Below are 23668 nucleotides of genomic sequence, written 5' to 3'. Positions count from 1 at the left end.
CACCGGCCGGGGTGTCGGCCCTCAGGCCGCGCTCCGGGGCTTCGACAGCCAGGCGCGGTAACGCCGCAGGGCGGCGCGCTGCCTGCGCTGTTCGGAGACCAGGGCGACGGCCGGATGCGTACCGGGCCTGGGGCTGCCGCCGCGGGCGAGGCGGCGCATCTGGTGGCGGACCTGGGCCATGCTCGCGGCGGAGGCGAGCGCCTTGTCGGACCACTTCACCGGACGCATGGAGCGGTCCGCCTCACCGCTCCGGCGCCAGCGCTGGGGCAGATCGGGGGTGACGGCGAGCGCGGTGCCCATGCCGATGACCGCCACACCGCTGTCGAGGACCCGCTCCGCCGTCGGGCGCCGGGTGATGCCGCCGGTGAGCATCAGGGGGAGCGGACTGGTCTTCACCAGATCCCTGGCCAGGTCCAGGAAGTACGCCTCGCGGGCCTGGGTCCGGGTGTCGGCGGAGCGGCCGGTCATGGCCGGGCTCTCGTAGCTGCCGCCGGAGAGTTCGACCAGGTCGACGCCGAGGGGTTCGAGCATCTCGATGACCTGGCGGGCGTCGTCGGCGTCGAACCCGCCGCGCTGGAAATCGGCGGAGTTGAGCTTGACCGCGACCGCGAACGACGGTGAGACGGCTGCCCGTACGGCCTTGACGATGTCCAGCAGCATCCGGGCGCGGTTCTCCAGGGGGCCGCCCCAGTGGTCGGTGCGCTTGTTGACCAGGGGGGAGAGGAACTGCGACAGCAGGTAGCCGTGCGCGGCATGGATCTCGACCCCGTCGAAGCCGGCCTTCTCGGCGCGGTGCGCGGTCACCGCGTACCGGGTCACGGTCTCCTCGATCTGCCGCGCGGTCATGGCGGTGGGGCGGCCGAACCGGTTGCTGTGCTTGCCCAGGCTGACGCCGATGTCGGACGGGCCCCACACGACGCCGGGCATTCCGGAGGCGACCTGGCGGCCCGGGTGGTTGATCTGCATCCAGATCGCGCCGCCGCCGGACCTGCCCGCCTCGGCCCACTCGGTGAAGGGCTCGAGCGGTGCGTTCTCGTCGAGTACGACACCGGCGGGACCGGTCAGGGCCTCGGCGTGGACCATGACGTTGCCGGTGATCAGCAGCCCGGTGCCGCCGGCCGCCCAGCGCCGGTAGAGCGTGAACAGCTGCTTGTCGGGCAGCTGGCCGTCGCCGGCCATGTTCTCCTCCATCGCCGCCTTGGCGATCCGGTTCTTCAGCACCTGGCCGGAGCGCAGGTGCAGCGGTGAGAACAGCTCGCTGGTCATACGGATTCACTCTTCCTTCTTGATCACCTAAGATGTGTGCACCACTTACATTAGCGCGAAAATGTAATCACCGTAAACATCGAGAGTGTGGGGTGCGTCGCACGAGGCGACCGGTCGCCCGGGTGTCCCACGCGGCAGATGATGGTTCGAGGCTTCGCGGTGGATATGGGCTGATGTGTACGCAGGCGAAGGCGGACCCGTTTCCGCAGGAGGAGGGGTTGTCGTGACCAAGGTGCTGTTCGTCGTGTCGGCGGCCGACCGTTGGACGCTGAAGGACGGGGAGGTCCATCCGTCGGGGTTCTGGGGTGAGGAACTGGCGGTACCGCACAAGATCTTCAGCGAGGCGGGGTGGGAGATCACGATCGCCACGCCCGGCGGGAAGGTTCCGACGCTGGACCGGCTGAGCATGTCGCGGACGGCGGGGTGGCCGTCGACGTTGCGTGAGGTGGCCGCGTATCTGGACAGGATCGACGCGGAGCTGAAGCACCCCCGGGTGCTGGGCGAAATCGATCCGGACGACTTCGACGTGGTCTTCTACCCGGGCGGGCACGGGCCGATGGAGGACCTGTCGGTGGATCCGGTGTCGGGTGCGCTGCTCACGCGGGTGCTCGCTTCGGGCAGGCCCCTCGCGCTGCTCTGTCATGCGCCGGCGGCGGCGTTCGCCGCGAAGGCCGAGGACGGGTCATGGCCCTTCACCGGGTACCGGATGACGGGGCTGTCGAATCTGGAGGAGAAGTTCAACAGTTTCGGCCGAAAGGCGATCTGGCTGCTGGAGGACCGGCTGCGGGAGAGCGGGGCGCGGTATACGAAGGGCCGTCTGCCCCTGCGGCCGTACGTGGTCGTGGACCGCAACCTCTACACGGGGCAGAACCCGGCCTCCTCCGAACGCCTCGCCCGGCGCATCGTCGCCGATGTGCACGAGGCAGCGGCGCGCTAGCGGTATGCCCGACGTGCAGACCCCGCCGGGAAGGGCTGTGCACGGGTTGCAGGGGACGAACGGGGCGCGAAGGATGGAACCGCTCATTGCCGACTGGGGTGTGCATGGCTTCAGCAGCCGATGGGACCACATGAACAGGGCACACGTACGTGCTGTGAGCAGAGCGGACAGACCTGCCGTGAACAGGGCGGACAGGTGTGCCTCGGACCGGGCACATGGTGTGCCCGCGACAGGGAGTCGACATGACTGATCTACCTCCTCCGATCACCCCCTACCTGGAACCCGCGGCGAAGGAGTTGTGCGAGGCCACGGACCCGCATCCGCGGATCTACGAGGTCCCCCCGGAGAAGGGCCGGGACATCCTGCTCGGCCTGCAGAGCGACGAGAGCGTGCCCCGTCCCGAGGTCGACGAGGAGTGGGTCGACGTGGACGCGGGCGAGTGGGGCACGGTCCGCACCCGCATCATCCGGCCCAAGGGAGCCACCGGGCAGCTGCCGGTGGTCTTCTACATCCACGGCGCCGGCTGGGTCTTCGGCGACGACCGGACCCACGACCGCCTCTTCCGCGAACTCACCGTCGGCGCCGGTGCGGCGGGGGTCTTCCCCGTCTACGACCGCGCACCCGAGGCCAAGTACCCCACACAGGTGGAGCAGAACTACGCCGTGGGCCGGTGGGTCCTGGAGCACGGTGCGGAGCACGGCCTGGACACCTCGCGGATCGCCGTCACCGGCGAGTCGGTGGGCGGCTGCATGTCGGCCGTCTTCGCGCTGATGAACAAGGAGCGCGGCGGGATCGACCTCAAGGCGCAGGTCCTGCTGTACCCGGTGGCCGACGCCGACTTCGACACCCCGTCGTACCTCCAGTTCGCCGAGGGCTACTACCTCACCCGCGACGGCATGAAGTGGTTCTGGGACGCCTACACCACCGACCCCGCCCAGCGCACCGAGGTGTACGCCTCCCCGCTCCGGGCCTCCCTGGAGCAGCTCAAGGGCCTGCCCACCACCCTCGTCATCACCGACGAGGCCGACGTCCTGCGCGACGAGGGCGAGAAGTACGCCAACAAGCTGCGCGAGGCCGGTGTGGACGTGACCTCCGTCCGCGTGGCGGGCATGGTCCACGACTTCCTGCTGCTGGACAGCCTGCGCGACACCCGTGCGGCCAACGTCGCCCGCAAGCTCGCCGTCGACGCCCTCAGGACGGCCCTGCACGACAACTGAGGCGTGTGGAACGGGAACTGGGACGTGTGGACCGGGCTCGTACGCCGCTGGGAACGGAGTGTCATGAAGGCAGTGTCGATCAAGGAGCCCGGTGGCCCCGAGGTACTGGAGTGGATCGAGGTCGAGGACCCCGGGCCCGCCGCCGGAGAGGTGGTCGTCGATGTGGTGGCCGGCGCCCTGAACCGCGCGGACGTCATGCAGCGGATGGGGCTCTACCCGCTGGCGCCGGGCACCTCGCCGTACCCGGGTCTCGAAGTCTCCGGCAGGATCGGCGCCCTCGGTGACGGGGTCACCGGATGGCAGGTGGGCGACGAGGTGTGCGCCCTGCTGACCGGAGGCGGTTACGCGCAGAAGGTCGCCGTCCCCGCCGGGCAGCTGCTGCCCGTTCCGGCGGGCGTCGGCCTGACCGACGCGGCGGGCCTGCCGGAGGTGACCGCCACGGTGTGGTCCAACCTCGTCATGACCGCGGGCCTCAAGCAGGGGGAGACCCTTCTCGTGCACGGCGGGCTCGGCGGCGTGGGCTCCATGGCGATCCAGGTCGCCAAGGTGCTCGGTGTCCGCGTCGTCACCACGGTCGGCGGTCCGGAGAAGGTCGCACGCGTGCGGGAACTCGGTGCCGACGTGGCCGTCGACCACCGCACCGAGGACTTCACCGAGTACGGCCCCTTCGACGTGATCCTCGACGTCATCGGCGGCGACTACCTCGAACGCAACATCCGCTCACTGGCCGCCGACGGGCGCCTCGTCGTCATCGGCCTGCAGAACGGCCTCGACGGCACGCTCAACCTGGCCGACCTGGTCTTCAAGCGCCTCTCGGTGTACGGCACCACTCTGCGTACCCGGTCCAAGGAGCAGAAGGCCGCCATCGTGGCCGAAGTCCGGGACCACGTCTGGCCGATGATCGAGAACGGGTCCGTCCGGCTGCTCATCGAGGACCGGCTCCCCATGGAAGAGGCCGCCGAGGCGCACCGGCGGATGGAGGCCGGCGGCCACACCGGAAAGATCCTGCTGGTGAACGAGTAGGGAGCCGCACAGGACGGGCCCCGGGCGGAGCGCCCGGGGCCCGCGCGGTGCTACGCCATCGTGTCGAAGGTGTAGAACTTCGTGTGATCCAGCATCTCGGCAGGCGTCACATCGTTCCAGGGACGCATGACGTCGTTGAGGCTCACGACGTTCCGCGTCCCCGTGGCGGGCAGATAGGCGGAGCGGGGGTGGCGTGCCTGCCACTGCGCCCAGAGCCGGTCGATGAACGCGTGGTGCAGCCAGAAGACCGGGTCGTTGGGCGAGGCGCCGGTGGCCATCTGGCCTCCCACCCACACGTGCACGCGGTTGTGGAGATTGACGCCGCGCCAGCCTTCGAGGTGGTTGCGGAAGCCGTCCGACGCGCTGTTCCAGGGCGCGGTGTCGTACGTGGGCATGGCGAGCACCGAGTCGACCTCGGCGCGGGTCGGCAGCTGCGGTACGCCGGACCCGAGGGCGCGGCGCAGGAAACCGCGCCCGTCGACCGTCACGGTGACCGGCCATCTGCCGCCGTCGACGGCGAACGGCCCCTCGGTGACCTGCCCGTCCCTGCTCCGGCCGCTACCTCCGAGGAAATCGGGTGCCCACAGGGAGGCCGATGCGGTGCGGTCCGCCGTCCAGTCCCAGTAGGGCAGGGCGACGGCGGGATCGATGGCCTGGAGCGCCTGTTCGAACTGTATGAGGAATCTGCGGTGCCAGGGCAGGAAGGACGGCGACCGGTGGCCCACCCGGTCGCCGCTGTCGGTGTCGCTCATGATGAAGGCGTTGTGGGTGGTGACGAACGTGTCGTACCGGCCGGTGCGCTTGAGCTCCAGGAGCGCGTCGACGAAGCCGCGCTTCTCGGCGGCGGTCAGGCTCGCCTGGTTCTTGCGTACGGTCATGAGGGTGCTCCCCGGTTCAGGAAATGGTCGGCGGAATCGCGCGGGCGGAGGATCAGGCCAGGGGTACGAGGTCGGAGCCCTGGAGGTCGATCACGGCTGCCCGGGCGACCGCGCGCGGGGTGGGGAACGTCTCGTAGTGGTTGATGACGCTGACCCAGGTGCTGTCCGCGTTCTGCATCACGTGCAGTTCCTCGCCGTCGATCTGCACCGCGTAGCCGCCGTGATGGCCGTCGCCGTGCGACGGCGCGCCCTCGATACGGCGTCCCTGGAAGGTCTCGCTGAACGGCTGCGGGCCTGCGTGGCCCGCGTGCGCCGCGTGCCCCTCGTGCTGCTTCGTACCTGCGGTCGCAGGTTCGGACGACGCCCCTGCCGTCCGCGCGAAGCCGGTCAGGACGAGGCCGGTCAGAGCGGTCGCGGCGGCCCCGAGGGCGCGACGACGGGTGAGTTGAGACATGGGAAAGTCCCCCAAGTGCGGCGGTGGTGAACGGGAATCGAAGGCAGATGCCTCCGGGCTCCCCTGAAGTGACGGCGCATCACCGGTAGGGCGCTCGGCTGGGTCAGGGTCGGCGCGTCCGGCATGCCGTTCTGGAATATGCCTACAGCCACATGCGCGAGAGGCAGTAGTCGCGCCGGGGCGGTTGGCCGCCATACGGACAGGGTGGAGAGGGCGATGCAGCGTTCAACGATGTTGATCTTGCTGTTCGGGTGATGAAACGGGACCGAAGCAGGAGTTCTTGAAGGAGAATCGCCAGCTTCGTGAAGAATTTACTGTCAAACGCGGAAAAGCATGGCCTCGCTCACAGCCCGAAGCTGTCCGGAAACCCCCGCGTGGTGGTCAGCAGACGTCGCGGACGTAGCGCCGGTCCGAGGCCAGACGCCGCACGTACACGGACGCCTCGTCGGCGTCCATGCCACCGTGGGCGGCGGCGATGTCCCTGAGCGCCTGGTCGACGTCCTCGGCCATGCGGGAGGCGTCGCCGCAGACGTAGAAGTGGGCGCCGTCCCGGAGCCACTGCCACAGGCGCGGGCCGTGTTCGCGCATGCGGTCCTGGACGTAGACCTTGTTGCGCTGGTCGCGGGAGAAGGCGAGGCCGAGTCGGCCGAGGTGGCCCGCTGCCCGGTACGCCTCCAGCTCCTCGCGGTAGTAGAAGTCGGCGGCCCGGCGCTCTTCGAGGAAGCCGACGAAGGGGGCCACACCGGTTCCCGGGCCGGCCATGGCCATGGGTGTGGCCGGGTCGGAGGGCGGCCGGAAGTGCGGTGAGCGCTGTACGAAGACCTGGACCGGGCCGTCGTCGGCGTGGTCGGCGAGGTAGGCCGGGCAGACGCCCGTGCGGTCCCGGCCGAGATTGTTGGCGTACCGGACGACGGAGACCGTGAGCCGGACCTCGCCGGGGTGGGCGAGCGGGCTGGAGGAGATGGAGTACAGCCGGGGCCGGAGGCGCTTGAGGACGCCCGCCCACTCCGCCGCCGATCCACGGACGGGGTACGCGGCGACGACATCGGCGGCCTGGCGCCCCCGACTCCATTTCGCCGGGGCGTCCTTGTTGTCGGAGCGCAGCAGCCGCCGACCGGCGCCGAACCCCCGCCTTCCGGCCTGCGAACCACCTCGGTCGGCCCGCGCGGTCGGCGGCGGGCGGCCCTCCGTCCGACACGGTGGGAAAGCCGGGTTTCCGCCCCGCCACGCTCCGGGAACGCGGGGGATCACACCTCCCGCACACGCCCCCGCACCAGCATGTGAGGCCGTCGCCCCGCCCTGGGCGGGGCGACGCTCTACCCGAAGGTGAAGACGTACGCCTGGAGGCCTTCGCCGACGCGCAGTTCCAGGCGTGCGGTGCGCGCGTCCCGGTCGTCGGTCAGGCGGTACAGCGTCGGCGAGCCGGACACCTCGATCGTCTTGGTGACCTCACCGTTCACGAGGACGGTGACCTTGCCGGTGCCGGCGAGGACGAGGTTGGCGTTCTTCGCGCGGTAGGTGAAGGCCAGGCGGGCGTCGCGTCCGGCGGTGAAGTTCTCGTACCCGGCGGTCCAGGTGCCGTCCAGCGAAAGCTTGTTGAGGGGCAGCGTGCCCTTCGGGAAGCGGTACGCGGTCGGCTTGTCGTCCACCAGGGGGGTGCCGGTGTATCCGCGGACGCGCAGGTTGCTCAGATAGGTCTCGGGCGTCCGGTCGGCGGCCAGATCGTCCATGGCGCGGTCCGTGGGCTTCGGCAGGACGACGGTCGGGTCCGCCTGCCGGAGCAGCTCGCGGATCATCTTCTCCGTCCGGTCGTACTGGCCCTCGCCGAACTTGAAGTACCGGACCGTGCCCTCGGCGTCGATCAGATACTTGGCGGGCCAGAAGCGGTTGCGGTAGTTGTCCCAGGTGGTGAGGTCGTTGTCGAGGGCGACGGGCCAGGTGACGCCCAGCTTCTCGGCACCGGAGACGACGTTGCTCCGCTTCTTCTCGAAGGCGAACTCGGGGGAGTGCACCCCGATGATGCGCAGCCCGGCATCCCGGTAGGTGCGCTCCCAGTCACGCAGATGCGGCACGGCGCGCTGGCAGTTGATGCAGGAGTACGTCCAGAAGTCGACCAGGGTGACCTTGCCGCGCAGGCTCTTGAGGTCGACGGGCCGGTCGCCGGGGGTGTTGAACCAGGAGTCGATGCCCTCCAGCGCCGGGGCCTTCCCGCACGAGCGCAGTTCGTCGGCGCCGTCCTCGCACCGGGACAGCTCCTTGTTGGAGTCGTCGTACAGACCGGACAGCTGCTGCCGGGCGGCGTCGCTGTCCTCGATCTTCTTCTGGACGCCGGAGGTGTAGTCGGGCAGGGCCCGCTGGATGGCCGCGGTGACGTCGAAGGCCAGACCCAGGGCCAGCACGATCATCAGGGATCCGGCGGCGATCCGCAGCCCCCGGGCGCGCCGGCGGAACGCGGTGACCCGGGCGGCGACCCGGCGCCCGGCGAGGGCGAAGACGAGCAGCGGTACGGCGGTGCCGACGGCGAACGAGAGGGTCAGCACCACGATGTCGGAGCTGATCTCGCCCCGGGCACCCGCGATGGTGATCGCCGCCAGGACCGGACCGGCGCACGGCACGTACAGCAGGCCGAGGCCCAGACCGAGCGCGAACGCGCTGCCCTCCTTGTTGACCTGGCGCTGCGGGATACGGGCGAAGGGCTTCTCCAGCAGGCGTTCGACGGGCGGGAGGATCAGGCCCAGCCCGATCAGGACGAGCAGCGCCAGGCCGACGTAACGCAGGATGTCCTGCGGCAGGCCCAGGGCGGAGATGATCGTCACGCCGAGCAGGGTGAAGAAGGCGAAGCTGACGACGAGCCCCGCGACCACGGCGTACGGGCGCCGGTTGCGGGGCTCGCGTACGGGAGCCGCCGGGGCCGGGGCGGTCGCCACCCCGCCGCCTTTGGCTTGGGCGCCTTTCGCGCCCGTGGCCGACGTGGCGTCGTCGTCCCCCCGCCCGGTGCCGCCGGCCAGGAACACCACGGGCAGGACGGGCAGGATGCACGGCGATACCGCCGTGATCAGCCCTCCCAGCACCCCGATCAGCACCAGCGTGATCATGACGTACCGCCTCTCGCGGGGAGAGCGGCACAGTCCGCAGCCCTCTACCTCCTATTCGGTGCGGGGGGACCACCGGATTGGCGGTGAGGGAGTGGCGGACAGGGAGAGTCGACAGGCACCGCGTCCGACACCCCGGGGGAGCGGCACCTGCTCCGGCCCCGGCCACCCTGCGGGAGAATGTTTGTGCGAGGGCGTTCCGTCTCTCGCCGTGCCGACCACGCAGGGAGATGATCGTCAGTGGGCAGCGACCACCTGGCCCCGCCGCCTCCCCGGCCGCGGACCCCGCGACAGCTGCCGCCGGGGCAGCAGGGGGTGGCCGGCTGGCCGGTCTCCCACTACGGTCCGGTTCCCCGGTTCCGGCCCGAACGGTGGGACCTGAAGATCTTCGGTGCCACGGCCCGGGACATCACCTACAGCTGGTCCTGGGACGAGGTCACCGCCCTCCCGCGCACCACCGTCGTCGCCGACCTCCACTGCGCGCAGGGGACCACCTCGACCGACCACGAGTGGTTCGGCATCCCCGCCGGAACGCTGCTCCGCCTGGCACCACCGGCCGCCGAGGTCACCCATGTGATGGCCTGGGCCGAGTACGGCTACAGCGCCAACCTGCGCCTCTGCGACTTCACCGCCCCCACGACGCTCCTGGCCACCCACCGAGGCGGCGAACCCCTCACCGCCGAACACGGCTCCCCGCTGCGCCTGGTCGTGCCGCACCTCTACGGGTACAAGAGCGCCAAATGGCTCCGGGGCATCGAGTACCTCACCGCCGACCGCCCCGGGTTCTGGGAGGAGCGCGGCTACCACAACGTCGGCGACGTCTGGACCGGGAAGCGCTACAGCTACCAGGACGACGACCACGACACCCCGGCTACCGGCCGCTGACGTACGCCGCCAGGTAGCGAAAAAACCCGCAGATATGAGCCTGATGATTGTCTAAGGTGGCAGATGCGATGTTCCAGCAGTACGGGGAACGGAACGGACGCCACCCCAGGACCGGCCGGTTCCGTGCCGGCCGGCCGCCGGCCCGGCGAGGGGTGCCAGGACACGGAGGACGCGGGGGAACGACATGACGTCTGAACTTTCCGGACCGGACGAGAACCGGCGGGCGGCGGGCCTGGTGGCGGCGCAGGAGAAGGCGATCGCCCTCTTCGCCGAGGTGGAGAAACGCGAACTGGTCACCCCCGGCGTCGGCGAGCGGGAGGTCAGCGACCGCATCCGGGACCTGGCCAACGAGATGTTCGGGACGACCAAGCACTGGCACAAGCGGATCATCCGGTCCGGCCCGAACACACTGCTGCCCTACCGGGACAACCCGCCCGACCGCGTCATCGGCGAGGACGATGTCGCCTTCGCCGACTTCGGCCCGATCTTCGAGGAGTACGAGGCCGACTTCGGCCGCACCTACGTCTTCGGCGACGACCCGGACAAGCACCGGCTGCTCCAGGACCTGCCCCGCGTGTTCGACGCCGGACGCGCGGCGTTCCAAGCGAACCCGGACATCACCGGCAAGCAGCTCTTCGCCGAAGTCGAACGGCTGGCGGCCGAGGCCGGCTGGGAGATCGGCATCTGGCACGCCGGGCACCTCGTCGGGGAGTTCCCGCACGAGACCAACGACGGAGCGAAGGCGGAGTCCTACATCACCCCGGAGAACGCCACACGGCTGCGCCGCACCGACCGTGCGGGACGGGTCTGCCACTGGATCCTGGAGCTCCACTTCGTGGACAGGCGGCGCGGGTTCGGCGGCTTCTACGAGCAGTTGCTCGACCTCGCCTGACATCCGGCCCCGGCGAACCGGCCCGCCCCCATCTCGCCGCCCGCACCGACGCATGCGGGTGGGCCGAAATGAACCCCCTCGCCCCGGCCGCAGCGATACAGTCCGGCCAAGGCGGATCGGGGACCATCAGGGGGAGGGGCCGACGTGCTGGAGGTCGTGGCGCTCAGCGCGCTCACCGCGTTTCTGGGCGCGGTGGGGAACGGCGCCGGCGGGGAGATGGGCAAGCAGTTGCTCCTCTCCACGGGGGCACTGGCAAGCAGGACGCTGGGGCGCGAGACACCGCTGCCGACCGGCGTCGACGGGCTGGAGACCCTGGCGAGCCAGGTGCACGCCCGGATCGGCGACGATCCGCGGCGGGCGGCCGAGTGGGCCTCGCTCCTGCGGAGCGCGCCGGCTCAGGAGCAGATCTCGCTCACCCCCGGCACCCTGCCGCCCGCTCCCCGCCACTTCACCAACCGCGAGCGTGCCGTCAGGCGGCTGAAGCGTGAGGCGACCCGTCCCGCCGCCGGGCGGCCGCGCTGCGCGCAGCTGTCCGGCCCGCCGGGCATCGGGACCACCGCCGTCGCCCTCCATGTGGGCGCGGTGCTCCACCCCCGGTTCCCCGACGGGCAGTTCTACGTCGACCTCCGCGACGCCGCCGGTGAGAACGGCCCGGAACCGGCCGCGGTCCTCCAGCGCCTCCTCCAGGAGATGGGCGTGGAGCACGACCGGATCCCCCCGACGGGAGCGGGCCGGGAACAGCTCTACCGGCGGCTCACCTTGGGACGGAGGGTGCTCGTCGTGATCGACCACGCCTCCTCGGTCGCCCAGGTCCGCAGCCTCGTCCCCTCAACCCCGGACGTCTTCCTGCTGGTCGTGGTCTCCGGCAGGCCCTTCACCCTGGACGCGCTCCCCGTCGCCGTACCGCCGATGAGCGACCGTCACGCGCTGAAGATGCTGAGGAAGGTGGCGGGCCGGGAGCAGATCGCGCGGGTCAAGCATCAGCTGCCGGCCCTGCTGAACCGGTGCGCAGGCAACGCTTTCGCCCTGCGGGCCGCCGCCCTCCGCCTGCTGACCGAGGAAGCCCCCGTCACCGACCCGACGTCCGAGCCGCCGGCGGGGGACCATCCGGTACGGGAGGCGACGCGGAGCGCCTGCGACCGGCTCCCGCCGGAGACGGCACGGCTCTGCCGGCTGACCGCCCTGGGCGGCTGGCCCTCGATCGACGCCCGCCTCGCCGCGGCCGCCGCAGGCACCGACCCCGCGCAGGCCGCCCGGATGCTCGCCGAAGCGGTGGATGTCCAGCTGCTGGAGCCGCTGCCCGACGGGCGCCACCGCTTCCGCCCCGAGATCCGCCGCTACCTGGCGGACACGGCGGGCCCGGTCCACGGCATCGCCGAGTGCTCCGCCGCCATCACGCGTGTTCTCGACGCCCTGCTGAACCGTGCCCTGCATGCCGCACACGCCGCGCTGCCGCAGAGCTGGCGCACCGAGCCGGCCCCGGAGAGCGGGGCGGCGTGCCGCGACGAGGCCGACGGCGTGGCCGTGCTGGCGGCGGAGGTCCGCAACGTCGTCCGGGCCGTCTCCGTGGCCGAGGAGTACCAGCACATCGACACCGCGCTGCGGCTGGCCCGGGCCCTGTGGCCGCTCCAGCTGAAGGCCGGGTACTGGGACGACGTGCTGCCCGCCCTGCGGCTCGCCGCCCGGTGCGCCGACGAACACCGGCCCGACTCCCGGATGGCCGGCGCGCTGCACTTCCAGCTCGCCCACTGCCTGGGCGAACTCGGGCGCGAGGAGGAGGCGGACCGTGCGGCGGCCGCCGCGGTGGCCTGCGAGCGGGCGGGAGGACACACCCGGGGAGAGGCCTCGTCCGTCGAGTTGCAGGGCTTGCTGAGCATGCGCCGCTGGTCGTACTCAGCGGCCTACGAGCGGTTCGTCGAGGCCGAGTCCATCTACCGGGCGATCACTTCCGGCCAGGATGAAGCGGTGGACCTGCCGCGCGCCTTCGCTCTGGTCCGGCGTCACCAGGGGCGTGCACTGCGGGGGATGGGGCAGCTGACGGAATCACGGGCCCTGCTGGAGGCCGCGACCACGTACTTCGAGGAGCAGGGGGAGGCGTACAACCAGGCCCGCGCCCTCACCGACCTCGCCGAGGCCCTTCACGACGCGGGCGAGAACACCGAGGCGCTGGCGAAGATCACCCTGGCGGAGCGCCTGCTGGACCCGGCCGCGACCCCGCACCTGATGTATCTGGCAGGCCTACGGCTGCGCTGCGAGGCCGTCGCCTAGGACCTCCACGGTCACCGGGTGGACCTCACCGGCCGTGTGCACGCGGAGTGTGGTGCCCCCTGTCGGCACCCTTCCGCCGTTCGCCAGCCACGCGTGGAACGCCGAGGCGTACGCCGCCGGGTCGGCGTCCGCGCCCGGCCCGGCGGAGAGCCGGAACAGGCCGTGCCGCACGGCGCGCACGGTGCAGGTGTCGGGCCCGCTCACATACGCGGCGACCGAGCAGTGCGGATGGCGGCGCAGGACGTCCGCCGTCCAGCCGTCCGGGCCGCCCAGGCGCGGGTCGTCCGGCGGCCCGTCGCGGGTGATCACGTCGGCCGACTCCAGGTCGCCGGGGTCGCGCGTCTCCTCGTGCACCGCGAGGTGGGCGTCGCCACCGCTCCCGTACGGATGCTCCGTCGACCGCTCCACCACCACGTCGGCTCCCTGGACACGGGTCAGCACGCGCAGCGGGTGTGTGCGACGCGGAGGGTTGTACGGGGGCAGCGGCAGCGGTTCCAGCAGCGCGGGGGCCGGGGGTTCGGGCAGGTCCATCAGCGTGTAGAAATGCCGGCGCAACAGGGCCGCCGAGGAGCCCGGGGCCGAGGTGACGAACGCGGCGGGACCCGCGAGCGGGCGGTGACCGGCCAGCACCTTCTCCACCTGTTCGCGCAGGGGCGCGCGGACGTCGAGGCGCGGGGCTTCCCGTACGAACGCGGCGAGGGGTGCGTCGGGGTCGAGTCGGTCCTGCTCGGCGGCGGCCAGGAGCACGGGGGCGCCCAGAGCCGCCGCGTAGTAGGAGACCGCCCCGAAGTCCCCGACCACCAGATCCGCGGCCACGAGGGCCTGCCGCCACGCATGGACGGGGTCGATCAGGGACAGCCCGCTGCGGCGGGCGCGGTCCAGCCAGGCCCGGATCTGCCCCGGCCCGTGGCCGTGCCAGATGTTCGGGTGGAGCACGGCGGCGATGCGGTACCCGTCGGCGGGCAGCTCGGCGGCGAGCCTGGGGAGGAGACCGGGGAGGAGGTCCTGGTCACCGCCGTCGCCGAAGAAGCCCTCCGGATTCCAGGTCGAGTTCAGGACGACGAGCCGCTGGCCCCGGCGTACGCCCAGGGCGCGCCGGAACCGGTCCCGGTACGGACGGGCGGCGAGCATCCGGTCGAAGCAGGGGTCCCCGGCGAGCACGGACGCCCCGACGGCCTCGGGGCAGACCTGGCGCAGCCGGGCCAGCTGCTCGGGATGAGACAGCACGAGACCGTCGACGAACGGTCTGCCGCCGGAGAGCAGCCACTCCGGTGACAACCCGAAGGTCGGCTCCCGGCTCCCGGCTCCCGGCTCCCGGCTCCCGGCTCCCGGCTCCCGGCTCCCGGCTCGGCCATTTTCTTAGTATATCCGACACCATGCGAGAGAACCGACAACTTGCCCTGAAGCAGGTCGATTTGACCGCCGAAGCTGGCGGAGATCGCCAGATCCACCGGAGTGGACAGCGCCTGCTCCCAGGGCACCACGGGCAGGCCCGCGTCGGCGAAGAGCTCGCGGACACCCCCTTGGAAGGGGGAGGACCCCGTCGAGGTGACCAGGAGCTGGACCCGGAAGTCGTCGTGGAAGAGCGGGAGCACATCCAGCAGGCGCCCGGCCGAAGTGACGTTGTGTACCACCAGCAGCACCTTGCGGTGCGATGACCGGCTCGCCCACCGCTCGGAGCCTTCCCCGACCGGCACGCGGATCGGCTGGTGTCCGGTCGGCCCCATGCGTCACTTCCTGAACGGGCGTGGTGTCATCGCGTGATCACTCTAGCCCGGCGGTGAGGCCGGTGGCCCCGGTCCGGTCCCGTCGCCGCCCGCTACCGCGCCCCCGCCCAGGCGCCGACCCAGACCCGGTTGATGGCGCTGATGTAGCGCGCCCCGCACCGGTCGACCGGCACCACCAGCTGGCTGCCGGCCGCGTCCAGGTCCTCACCGTCCAGCCGGGTGGCCAGGAGGACGGGGGCGTTGCCGAAATCGGCGTCGATCTCCGCCCAGGCCAGCACGGTGTGGTGGCCGTCGCCGCCGGACACCGCCAGGGCGAACCGGGACCGGTCCTTGCGCCGGAGGGTGTCGAAGAGCGGCTGCGAGGCGAGGGCGACCTCGCGCAGCAAGGGGCCCTCGAAGACGTGCCGCTGCGGCCCGCTGGTGGCACAGTCGAAGACGACCTCCGCCCGGTGCTGCTTCCATCCGTCGCGCAGGTCACGCACCGTCAGGGTGGTGGGGCGGCCGACATCGCCGAGCAGGGCCAGCGACGCGAGCTGTGCGGCAGGGGCACGGCGTGGCGCACCGAGTCGGCTCATGGTGGTCCCCCATTCGGACGGCCCGCGGGGCGGCTGCCAGAGAGGTATGCCCGGCGACCGGGCCGGTGAACCGTGGATGCGAGGCCGTACGGTTCTTCGGCCTGGTTTCTGTGAACCCGTCCCGGGTTTCGTCCTACCATCCGCCGGTGGAAGGGGCGGCCGACGTCAGCGCTCTCGGGGCCGGCTTCCGAGGCGGTCGATGTGCACGTTGGTCGACTTCACCCGTGCCGTCGCCAGAACGCCCACTTCGAGACCGAGTTCCTCCACGGACTCGCGGCTGATCAGCGACACCAGCCGGTGCGGGCCCGACTGGATCTCCACCTGGGCCACGATGTCGTCCATCGTGACGGCGGTGACGATCCCGGCGAAGGAGTTCCGCACCGACGTCAGAGCCCCGCCGCCGGGCACCGGGTGGAGGCCCGCGGCGCGCTCCGTGGCGAAGCCCGCCAGGCTGACGCCGTCGATCAGCCGGTTCCCCGAGCTGTCGCGGTCCATCGCGAGGTGACCGCCGTCCGCCCAGCGGCGAACGGTTTCCGGGCTCACGGCCAGCAGCTCTGCGGCCTGGCCAATGCTGTACGAAGGCACCCCCGCACTCTAGGCGAAGGGTGCCCGGCGCCACCGCCTCACCCGCCGTGGTGACAATATGTGACACGTGACTCACGGGCGCCCACAACAGGGCAGGTCGGTGCGTCAATTGACAGGCCGTCAGGGCTCCGATATCCGCTTTGCCCTATCGACATCCCCGATCGCATTAGCTTAGGCTCACCTAAGTCGGGCTGGGCCGCTCTGTCGGCGTGCCCAACTCGCGTACCTTCCCCGGCGCCTGACAGGCGGCTTTCCCGCACGATGGGAGTGACATGTCACAGGTTCATCCTGGCGACGCACCACTGATCCATGACCTCATCGGGATCGGCTTCGGTCCCTCCAATGTGGCCATGGCGATCGCGCTCAGAGAGCACAACACACGCGTCGGCGGGCAGGAGCCGGTCACCGCTCACTTCTTCGAGCAGCAGCAGAGCTTCGGCTGGCACCGCGGCATGCTGATCGACGACGCCACGATGCAAGTGTCGTTCCTCAAGGACCTGGTGACACTCCGCAACCCGGCCAGCGAGTACAGCTTCCTCTGCTATCTGCAGAGCAAGAACCGGCTGATCGACTTCATCAACCACAAGAACCTCTTCCCGCTGCGCGTGGAGTTCCACGACTACTTCGAGTGGGCGGCGGCCAAGGTCGACGACATGGTCTCCTACGGACACGAGGTCGTCTCCGTGACGCCCTTCGTCCACGACGGCACCGTGGAGTACCTGGACGTCACCGTCCGGTCGGGCGGCGGCCTCGAAGTCCACCGGGCCCGCAACCTCGTCATCGGCACCGGGCTGCGCCCGCTCCTGCCCGAGGGCGTGCGGCGCGGCGACCGCGTCTGGCACAACTCCGATCTGCTGCGCAAGGTCGACGGCCTGGAGGGCACCTCGCCCTCGCGGTTCGTCGTCGTGGGCGCCGGGCAGAGCGCCGCCGAGAACGTCGCCTACCTGCACCGCCGCTTCCCCGAGGCCGAGGTCTGCGCCGTCTTCTCCCGGTACGGCTACAGCCCCGCCGACGACAGCAGCTTCGCCAACCGGATCTTCGACCCCGGGGCGGTCGACGAGTTCTTCGCCGCGCCCGACAGCGTCAAGAGCAAACTGATGGCCTATCACGGGAACACCAACTACTCCGTGGTGGACATCGACCTGATCGACGACCTGTACCGGCAGATGTACCGCGAGAAGGTCCTCGGCACCGAGCGGCTGCGCTTCCTCAACGTCTCCCGGGTCACCGCCGTGGAGGAGCGGCCCGACAGCGTACGTACCACCGTGAAATCCCTCGTCACCGGCGAGGAGACACCTCTGGACGCCGACATCGTGGTCTTCGCCACCGGCTACAGCCCCGCCGACCCGCTCGGCCTCCTCGGCGAGGTCGCCGACCGCTGCCTGCTGGACGACGAGGGCCGCGTCCGGGTCGAACGCGACTACCGGATCGCCACCGACCCCGCCCTGGACTGCGGAATCTATCTCCAGGGCGGTACGGAGCACACGCACGGCATCACGACGTCCCTGCTCTCCAACACCGCGATACGCGTCGGCGAGATCCTGGACTCCCTGCTGGACCGGAGCGTCAAGTCCACCTCCGACGAGGCGCGCCCGGTCACCGACGGCACCGGCAGCGCCGTCGCCTAGCAGCCGTAAGGGCGCACCCGGACGCGGGTGCGCCCCTCCGGCGGACCATGACTTCCCGGTGATCAGTAGGGATAACGTACGTCCACATGAGCACGACTGCAGTTGAGCGCCCCGTGACCCGGGGTGCAACAGAGGTCCGCCGCGGGCGGGTTGTGGGGCTGGGCACGCTGGTGGCGCTCCTCGCGCTCGCCGCGACCCTGTCGTTGGCCGTGGGAGCCCGGGCGCTCAGCCCCGGCGAGGTCTGGCACGGGCTGTTCGCGTCGCCGGACCCCGACCAACGGCTCACCGAGATACGGCTCATCGTGCAGACCGTCCGGGTGCCCCGTACGGTCCTCGCGATCGTGGCCGGCATCGCGTTGGGCGTCGGCGGTGCCCTGATCCAGGGGTACACCCGTAACCCCATAGCCGACACAGGGCTGTTGGGCGTGAACACCGGTGCCTCGTTCGCCGTCGTGACGGTGATCGCCGTGTTCGGGTTCACCGACCCGTTCCAGTACGTCTGGTTCGCCTTCCTGGGGGCGGCCCTCGCCGGTGTCGTCGTCTTCGGCCTGGCGAGCATCGGCAGGGGAGCGGGCAACCCGCTGACGCTCGCCCTGGCCGGGCAGGGGATCACGGTCTTCCTCATGGCGATGACCACCGCGGTCGCCCTGACCGACCAGAAGTCGCTGAACGCGCTGCGGTTCTGGAACGCCGGATCGGTGGCCGGGGTGGGGTTCGACGTCATCTGGCCGGTGACCTGGTTCATCGGCGTCGGGCTCCTGCTGGCCCTGAGCGCCCTGCCCTCCCTCAACCTGCTGAACCTGGGCGATGACGTGGCGCGCGGGCTGGGCGTGAACATCGTGCTGAGCCGGGCCATCGGCATCGTCGCCATCACCCTGCTGGCGGGGGCTGCCACGGCGGCGTGCGGTCCCATCGCCTTCCTCGGGCTCATGGTCGCCCATGTGGCCCGCTATCTGACGGGCCCCGACTACCGCTGGCTGGTGCCGTACGCGGGTCTGCTCGGCGCCGTCATCCTGCTGGTCTGCGACATCGTGGGGCGCCTGGTGGTGCGGCCCGGTGAGCTGGAACCGGGTGTCGTGGTCGCCCTCATCGGCGCCCCGTTCTTCGCGGTCCTGGTGTGGCGAGGAAAGTTCAAGAGCGCATGAGCAGAACAGAGATGAATCCGACGGACGCCGACGCGGCGGTTTCGAAGACGCCGTTGGCGGCGGGTCTGCGGATCGGGAAGGTGTCGTTCGTCTGGCGGCCCTGGCTCGTCCTGGTCACGCTGGTGCTGGCGGCCGCCGCCTTCCTGGTGTTCTGCCTCTCCATCGCCGTCGGGGACTTCCCCATCGGCCTGTCGCGGGTGATCGCCACGCTGCTGGGCCAGGGCGAACAGGTCGACGAGTTCGTGGTGATGGACCTGCGGATGCCGCGCGCCCTGGCCGGCCTCGTCGTGGGCATCGCGCTCGGTGTGTCCGGGGCGATCACGCAGTCCGTCGCCCGCAATCCGCTCGCCAGCCCCGACATCCTCGGGATCACCAGCGGGGCCAGCGCCGTCGCGGTCTTCCTGGTCACGGTGTCGGGCGGGGCCGCCGCCGCGGTCGTCGGCTCGGTGGGCCTGTCGGCGGCGGCGCTCCTGGGCGGCCTCGGCACCGGGCTGCTGGTCTACTTCCTGGCCTGGCGGCGCGGGATCGACGGCTTCCGGCTCATCCTCATCGGCATCTCGGTGAGCGCCGTGATGCAGGCGATCACGACCTGGCTGCTGGTGTCGGCCGACATCAGGGACGTGGCCCGGGCCCAGGCCTGGCTGGTCGGCTCGCTGGACGGCCGGTCGTGGGACGAGGTCGAGGTGGCGTTCTGGGGCGGGCTGGTCCTGCTCGTGGTGGTGGCCGCCGCCGCGTTCCAGTTCAAACCGATGCACCTCGGTGACGACGTGGCCGCCGGGCTGGGCGTCCGGTACACCAGGGTGCGGGCCGTCCTCCTGCTGTGCGCGGTGCTGCTGGCCGCCGTGGCGGTGAGCGCGGCGGGCCCCGTTCCGTTCGTCGCGCTGGTGGCGCCCCAGGTGGCGATGCGGCTGGCGAGGTGCCCGACGCCGCCGATGGTGGCCTCCGGGCTGCTGGGGGCGCTGCTGCTGATCGGCTCGGACCTCATCGCGCGGACGGCGCTGCCGGTCACGCTTCCGGTCGGCGTGGTCACCGCCGCGATCGGCGGCCCGTTCCTCGTCTATCTGCTGGTACGGGCGAACCTGCGCCGGTCCGGTCCGTGACGGCCTGAGGCGAACTGCCTCCGAAAGCAATAAGGTTAGGCGAGCCTAAATTCAAGGGGTGCTTGTGGTCGCGCAGTTCATCACCGAGACCCGGTCCGAGGTCAAGGACGTCGCACGGCTGGCGGCGAAGGGCGTCACGGTCGGCTACGGCGGACGGGCGGTCATCGACGATCTCGACGTGGCGATCCCGCCGGGGGTCGTCACCACGATCATCGGCCCCAACGGCTGCGGAAAATCGACGCTGTTGCGCACCCTGACCCGTCTGCTCAAACCGGCCAGCGGGAGGGTCGTGCTGGACGGCGAGGACATCGCCAAGCTCAGGACCCGGGACGTGGCGAAGAAGCTCGGACTGCTGCCGCAGGCGCCCGTGGCGCCCGAGGGGCTGACGGTGGGCGACCTGGTCGCCCGGGGGCGCCATCCGCACCAGAGCTGGCTGCGGCAGTGGTCCTCGGACGACGCCGGAGTCGTGGAGCGCGCCCTGGCCATGACCGGGGTGGCCGACCTGGCCGACCGTCCGGTCGACTCGCTCTCCGGCGGCCAGCGCCAGCGCGTCTGGATCTCGATGACCCTGGCCCAGGGCACCGACCTGCTGCTGCTGGACGAGCCGACCACCTATCTGGACCTCGCGCACGCCATCGACGTACTCGATCTGGTCGACGACCTGCACGAGTCGGGGTGCACCGTGGTCATGGTGCTGCACGACCTCAATCTCGCCACGCGCTACAGCGACAACCTCATCGTGATGCGGGCGGGTTCGATCCTGGCGCAGGGGCACCCGCGTGAGGTGATCACCGCCGAGCTGCTGCACGAGGCCTTCGGGCTACAGGCCAAGGTGATCGAGGACCCGGTGGGCGACCGGCCGCTCATCGTCCCGATCGGACGTACGCACGTCCGGCTCGAACCGGTGAGCGACTCGCCTGTGAAGTGACCCCTGAGCGGCGGAAATTGGCCGGTCGGCCACTCGTCCCGGTAGAGGGAAAGTTTCAAGTAAGGCTAGGCTCGCCTCACTTGGGCGGGATAAGGTTTGCTCGCCCTCAATCAGGGGCGCAGTGGACAGCGCGAAAGCAAGGGATTCCGGATGCTTCTCCATCGAACGACGCAGGTGCAGCCGTGGCGGCGGCTGGCCGCGGCACTTTCCGTCGCGACCCTCGGCGTCGGCCTCCTCGCCGGATGCGGTTCCGACACGGAGGCGAAGAAGAGCGACGACGCCCCGGCCGCCGAAGCCGGCGCGTTCCCGGTCACGGTGGAGCACGCGTTCGGAACCACGAAGGTCGAGAAGGCCCCCAAGCGGGTCGTCTCCGTCGGCTACACGGACGACCAGGCCATCCTGGCGTTCGGCATCAAGCCGGTCGGCATGGTCGACCAGTACCCGAACCCGGTGGGCCAGACCCCCGACATCAACACCCAGTGGCCGTGGGTGAAGGACAAGTGGGGCGACACCCGTCCCGAGGTCATCATGAACAACGGTGACTCGGGCCCCAACTACGAGAAGATCGCCGCCCTGCGGCCGGACCTGATCATCGCGGTCTACTCCGAGGTCGACAAGGCCGCCTACGACAAGCTCTCCAAGATCGCCCCCACCGTCGGCCGCACCAAGGCCGAGAAGGAGCCCTTCAGCGCCGCCTGGCAGGACAACGCGGTCCACATCGCCAAGGCGCTCGGCAAGGAGTCCGAAGGCACCGAACTGGTGAAGGGCATCCAGGACAAGCTGGACGCCGCCAAGAAGGACAACCCCGCCTTCGCCGGCCAGAAGGCCGTCGCGCTCTCCTGGTACAAGGGCGCGGTCTACCCGTTCACCTCCACCGACGTGCGCGGCCAGCTGGTCACCGGTTCCGGCTTCGGCTACCAGACCGAGATCGACAAGATCGCCGACGGCAAGTTCTCCACCGAGCTGTCGCCCGAGCGCATCGACCTGATCGACGTCGACCGCATCTTCGTCATCAACGACAAGGCGGACACCGAGGCGCTCAAGAAGTTCGAGCTCTTCGCCAACCTGCCCGCCGTCAAGAACGACAAGGTCTCCTACCTCCTGGACAGCGAGGGCCCGGCGATCGGTGCCGCCATGTCCCAGGGCACGCTGCTCTCCCTGCCGTACGCGATCGACGAGCTGGTCAAGGCGGCCAAGTAGCGATGACGGCCGAACCGCCCTCCCCCCACCGAGAACTGGCGATCGCGTGACTGTCACCGACACCCCCCCGGCCCCGACGAAGCTGCGTACGGCGACCGGGAGGGAGGCCACCGGCTGGGTGGCGGCACACTGCCGCCGGGCCCCGTGGCTGACCTTCTCCACCGTGCTCACCACCGTGGCCGGAGCGGCCCTCCAAGTGGTCCCCGTGCTCCTGCTGGGCCGGGTGGTCGACGGGGTGGTCGGCGGCGAATCACGCTCGGTGCTCGTCACGGTCGGGGTGCTGATGGGGGCCGCCGCGCTGTTCGGCGCGGCGGCCACCGCGGCCTCCACCTATCTGATCGGGCGGCTGGGGGCGGAGCTCCTCGCCCAGCTGCGGGAGAGCGCCGTCCGCGCCGTGCTGGGCATGCCGAGCGCCCGCGTGGAGCAGGTCGGCCGGGGCGATGTGCTCTCCCGCGTCGGCGACGACGTGGCCGTCCTGTCCAAGGGCATCCGGCAGGCCATCCCCACGGTGTTCTCGGCGGGGGTGCTGGTCGCCATCGCCACCCTCGGCATGTTCGGCCTGGACTGGCGGCTCGGCGTGGCCGGCGCCTGCGCCCTGCCCGCCTACGCGCTGGCGCTGCGCTGGTACCTCCCCAGGTCCGCACCGCTCTACCGCAAGCAGCGCATCGCCCAGGCCGACCGGGCGCAGGCGCTGATCAGCGGCCTCAACGGGATCGACACCGTCCGGGCGTACCGCCTGGAGGGCGACGTCCGCGAGAAGGTCACCGCCGAGTCGTGGCGGGTACGGAACCTCGGCGTCGAGGTCTTCCGGTTCTTCGGCCGGTTCGTCGGCAGGGAGAACCGGGCCGAGTTCATCGGCCTCGTCCTGATCCTCGTGGTGGGGTACGCCCTGCTGGAGGCCGACGCCGCCACCCTCGGCGAGGTCTCGGCCGCCCCGCTGATGTTCCACCGGCTGTTCACCCCGCTGGGCGCCATCATGTTCACCTTCGACGAGGCGCAGAAGTCCGGCGCCAGCCTCACCCGTCTGGTCGGGGTGCTGGGGGAGCCGTCGGAGGAGCGGCTGGTGGGCGACGAGTCCGTCGCCCGCGCCGAGGCCGTACCGTACGCCGTGACGGTCCAGGACCTCACCTTCAGCTACCCGGACACCGACGAGCCGGTCCTGCGCGATGTGAACCTCTCCATCCCGGCCGGCGGCTCGCTGGCGCTGGTGGGCGCGACGGGTGCGGGCAAGTCGACCCTGGCCGCGCTGATCGCCGGCATAGGGACCCCGCAGTGCGGGGCCGTACGCATCGGGTCGCGGGAGCTCGCCGGACTCGACGAGGCCGAGGCGCGGTCCCTGGTGAGCATCCTCACCCAGGAGACGCACGTCTTCTCGGGGCCGCTCGCCGACGATCTGCGCCTCGCCGCACCCGAGGCGAGCGACGAGGAGCTGATGGAGGCGCTGCGTACCGTCGGCGCCGACGGATGGGTCGAGTCGCTCCCCGGCGGACTGCACGCCATGGTCGGCGAGGGCGGTGAACGCCTCGATGTGACGAAGATCGCCCAAGTGGCGCTGGCCCGGCTGGTGTTGAGCCGATCGCCGGTGGTGGTCCTCGACGAGTCCACCGCCGAGGCGGGCAGCGAGGGCGCCGCCGAGCTGGAGCGTGCCGTGCTGGCCGCGTGTGCGGGCCGCACCACGCTCTTCGTGGCCCACCGGCTGACCCAGGCGATGGCGGCGGACCGGATCGCCGTCCTGGACGCGGGGCGCGTGGTGGAGGAGGGGACGCACGAGGAGCTGGTGGCTCTGGGCGGCATGTACGCGCGTCTGTGGCGCGCTTGGCGCGAGGGTAGTTAGGTCAACCTCAGTAAGGTTAGGCTAACTTGCAAAC

General features: G+C 70.9%; 19 protein-coding genes and 1 pseudogene. 12 read left to right on the top strand and 8 right to left on the bottom strand.

The features are described from left to right. Window positions 1-21: 21 nt before the first annotated feature. Window positions 22-1266, bottom strand: coding sequence for an NADH:flavin oxidoreductase/NADH oxidase family protein (locus GTY67_RS01205; RefSeq protein WP_161277469.1), 1245 nt, complete (start codon window positions 1264-1266; stop codon window positions 22-24). Between the two features lie 223 nt (window positions 1267-1489). Here GTY67_RS01205 and GTY67_RS01200 point away from each other — a divergent pair, with 223 nt between their 5' ends. The 3 genes from GTY67_RS01200 to GTY67_RS01190 all read left to right on the top strand — a co-directional run bounded on the left by GTY67_RS01200 (window position 1490) and on the right by GTY67_RS01190 (window position 4443). Then, window positions 1490-2203, top strand: a complete 714-nt coding sequence (locus GTY67_RS01200) for a type 1 glutamine amidotransferase domain-containing protein (RefSeq protein WP_161277468.1) — start codon at window positions 1490-1492, stop codon at window positions 2201-2203. 242 nt (window positions 2204-2445) lie between these two features. Continuing rightward, window positions 2446-3420, top strand: a complete 975-nt coding sequence (locus tag GTY67_RS01195; protein WP_161277467.1) for an alpha/beta hydrolase — start codon at window positions 2446-2448, stop codon at window positions 3418-3420. A gap of 63 nt (window positions 3421-3483) precedes the next feature. Next, entirely contained in the window at window positions 3484-4443 is a 960-nt protein-coding gene (locus tag GTY67_RS01190; protein WP_161277466.1) for an NAD(P)H-quinone oxidoreductase, read from the top strand. Between the two features lie 50 nt (window positions 4444-4493). Here the strand turns inward: GTY67_RS01190 and GTY67_RS01185 are convergent, their stop codons facing one another. From GTY67_RS01185 to GTY67_RS01170, 4 genes and pseudogenes are all read right to left on the bottom strand, one after another. After that, window positions 4494-5321, bottom strand: coding sequence for a tyrosinase family protein (locus GTY67_RS01185; protein ID WP_161277465.1), 828 nt, complete (start codon window positions 5319-5321; stop codon window positions 4494-4496). Window positions 5322-5373: 52 nt separating this feature from the next. Then, window positions 5374-5775 carry a tyrosinase cofactor gene (locus GTY67_RS01180; protein ID WP_093694297.1) on the bottom strand — a complete coding sequence of 134 codons (402 nt, stop codon included), beginning with the start codon at window positions 5773-5775 and terminating at the stop codon, window positions 5374-5376. A 381-nt stretch (window positions 5776-6156) separates the two neighbouring features. Continuing rightward, a pseudogene (locus GTY67_RS01175) lies at window positions 6157-6888 on the bottom strand (reductase); the annotation flags it as partial. A 203-nt stretch (window positions 6889-7091) separates the two neighbouring features. Further along, window positions 7092-8870, bottom strand: a complete 1779-nt coding sequence (locus GTY67_RS01170) for a cytochrome c biogenesis protein DipZ (RefSeq protein ID WP_161277463.1) — start codon at window positions 8868-8870, stop codon at window positions 7092-7094. 237 nt (window positions 8871-9107) lie between these two features. On the opposite strand from GTY67_RS01170, the gene GTY67_RS01165 reads away from it, so the two are divergent. From GTY67_RS01165 to GTY67_RS01155, 3 genes are all read left to right on the top strand, one after another. Further along, window positions 9108-9752: a molybdopterin-dependent oxidoreductase gene (locus GTY67_RS01165; protein ID WP_343238631.1), complete on the top strand. Its 645-nt coding sequence runs from the start codon at window positions 9108-9110 to the stop codon at window positions 9750-9752. Window positions 9753-9936: 184 nt separating this feature from the next. Further along, complete coding sequence (locus GTY67_RS01160; RefSeq protein WP_161277462.1) at window positions 9937-10644, top strand: M24 family metallopeptidase; 708 nt, start codon at window positions 9937-9939, stop codon at window positions 10642-10644. A gap of 144 nt (window positions 10645-10788) precedes the next feature. Further along, on the top strand, window positions 10789-12912 hold the full coding sequence (locus tag GTY67_RS01155) for an ATP-binding protein (RefSeq protein WP_161277461.1): 2124 nt from the start codon (window positions 10789-10791) through the stop codon (window positions 12910-12912). Here the strand turns inward: GTY67_RS01155 and GTY67_RS01150 are convergent. From GTY67_RS01150 to GTY67_RS01140, 3 genes are all read right to left on the bottom strand, one after another. Then, window positions 12883-14190, bottom strand: coding sequence for a hypothetical protein (locus tag GTY67_RS01150; protein ID WP_161277460.1), 1308 nt, complete (start codon window positions 14188-14190; stop codon window positions 12883-12885). The two genes, GTY67_RS01155 and GTY67_RS01150, sit on opposite strands and share 30 nt — an antisense overlap. A 541-nt stretch (window positions 14191-14731) precedes the next feature. After that, on the bottom strand, window positions 14732-15214 hold the full coding sequence (locus GTY67_RS01145) for a molybdopterin-dependent oxidoreductase (RefSeq protein ID WP_161277459.1): 483 nt from the start codon (window positions 15212-15214) through the stop codon (window positions 14732-14734). Window positions 15215-15379: 165 nt separating this feature from the next. Next, a complete protein-coding gene (locus tag GTY67_RS01140) occupies window positions 15380-15799 on the bottom strand; it encodes a TOBE domain-containing protein (protein ID WP_093694302.1) in 420 nt (139 codons plus the stop codon). A 272-nt stretch (window positions 15800-16071) separates the two neighbouring features. Between GTY67_RS01140 and GTY67_RS01135 the strand changes: the two genes are divergently transcribed. From GTY67_RS01135 to GTY67_RS01110, 6 genes are all read left to right on the top strand, one after another. Beyond that, window positions 16072-17427: a lysine N(6)-hydroxylase/L-ornithine N(5)-oxygenase family protein gene (locus GTY67_RS01135; RefSeq protein ID WP_161277458.1), complete on the top strand. Its 1356-nt coding sequence runs from the start codon at window positions 16072-16074 to the stop codon at window positions 17425-17427. Between the two features lie 86 nt (window positions 17428-17513). Then, complete coding sequence (locus tag GTY67_RS01130; protein ID WP_202461281.1) at window positions 17514-18572, top strand: iron ABC transporter permease; 1059 nt, start codon at window positions 17514-17516, stop codon at window positions 18570-18572. 11 nt (window positions 18573-18583) lie between these two features. Continuing rightward, window positions 18584-19672 carry an iron chelate uptake ABC transporter family permease subunit gene (locus GTY67_RS01125; protein WP_161279918.1) on the top strand — a complete coding sequence of 363 codons (1089 nt, stop codon included), beginning with the start codon at window positions 18584-18586 and terminating at the stop codon, window positions 19670-19672. Window positions 19673-19736: 64 nt separating this feature from the next. Continuing rightward, the gene (locus GTY67_RS01120) at window positions 19737-20600 is read left to right on the top strand and encodes an ABC transporter ATP-binding protein (protein ID WP_161279916.1); all 864 of its coding nucleotides are present in this window, start codon (window positions 19737-19739) and stop codon (window positions 20598-20600) included. 150 nt (window positions 20601-20750) lie between these two features. Further along, a complete protein-coding gene (locus GTY67_RS01115; protein WP_093694306.1) occupies window positions 20751-21800 on the top strand; it encodes an iron-siderophore ABC transporter substrate-binding protein in 1050 nt (349 codons plus the stop codon). Between the two features lie 46 nt (window positions 21801-21846). After that, on the top strand, window positions 21847-23634 hold the full coding sequence (locus GTY67_RS01110; RefSeq protein WP_161277457.1) for an ABC transporter ATP-binding protein: 1788 nt from the start codon (window positions 21847-21849) through the stop codon (window positions 23632-23634). Window positions 23635-23668: the final 34 nt, after the last annotated feature.

The organism is Streptomyces sp. SID8374 (genome assembly GCF_009865135.1).
In the GTDB taxonomy this organism is placed as follows: domain Bacteria; phylum Actinomycetota; class Actinomycetes; order Streptomycetales; family Streptomycetaceae; genus Streptomyces.
Note: the sequence above shows the minus strand (reverse complement) of the source record. Positions and strands in the feature narration are given on the sequence as shown.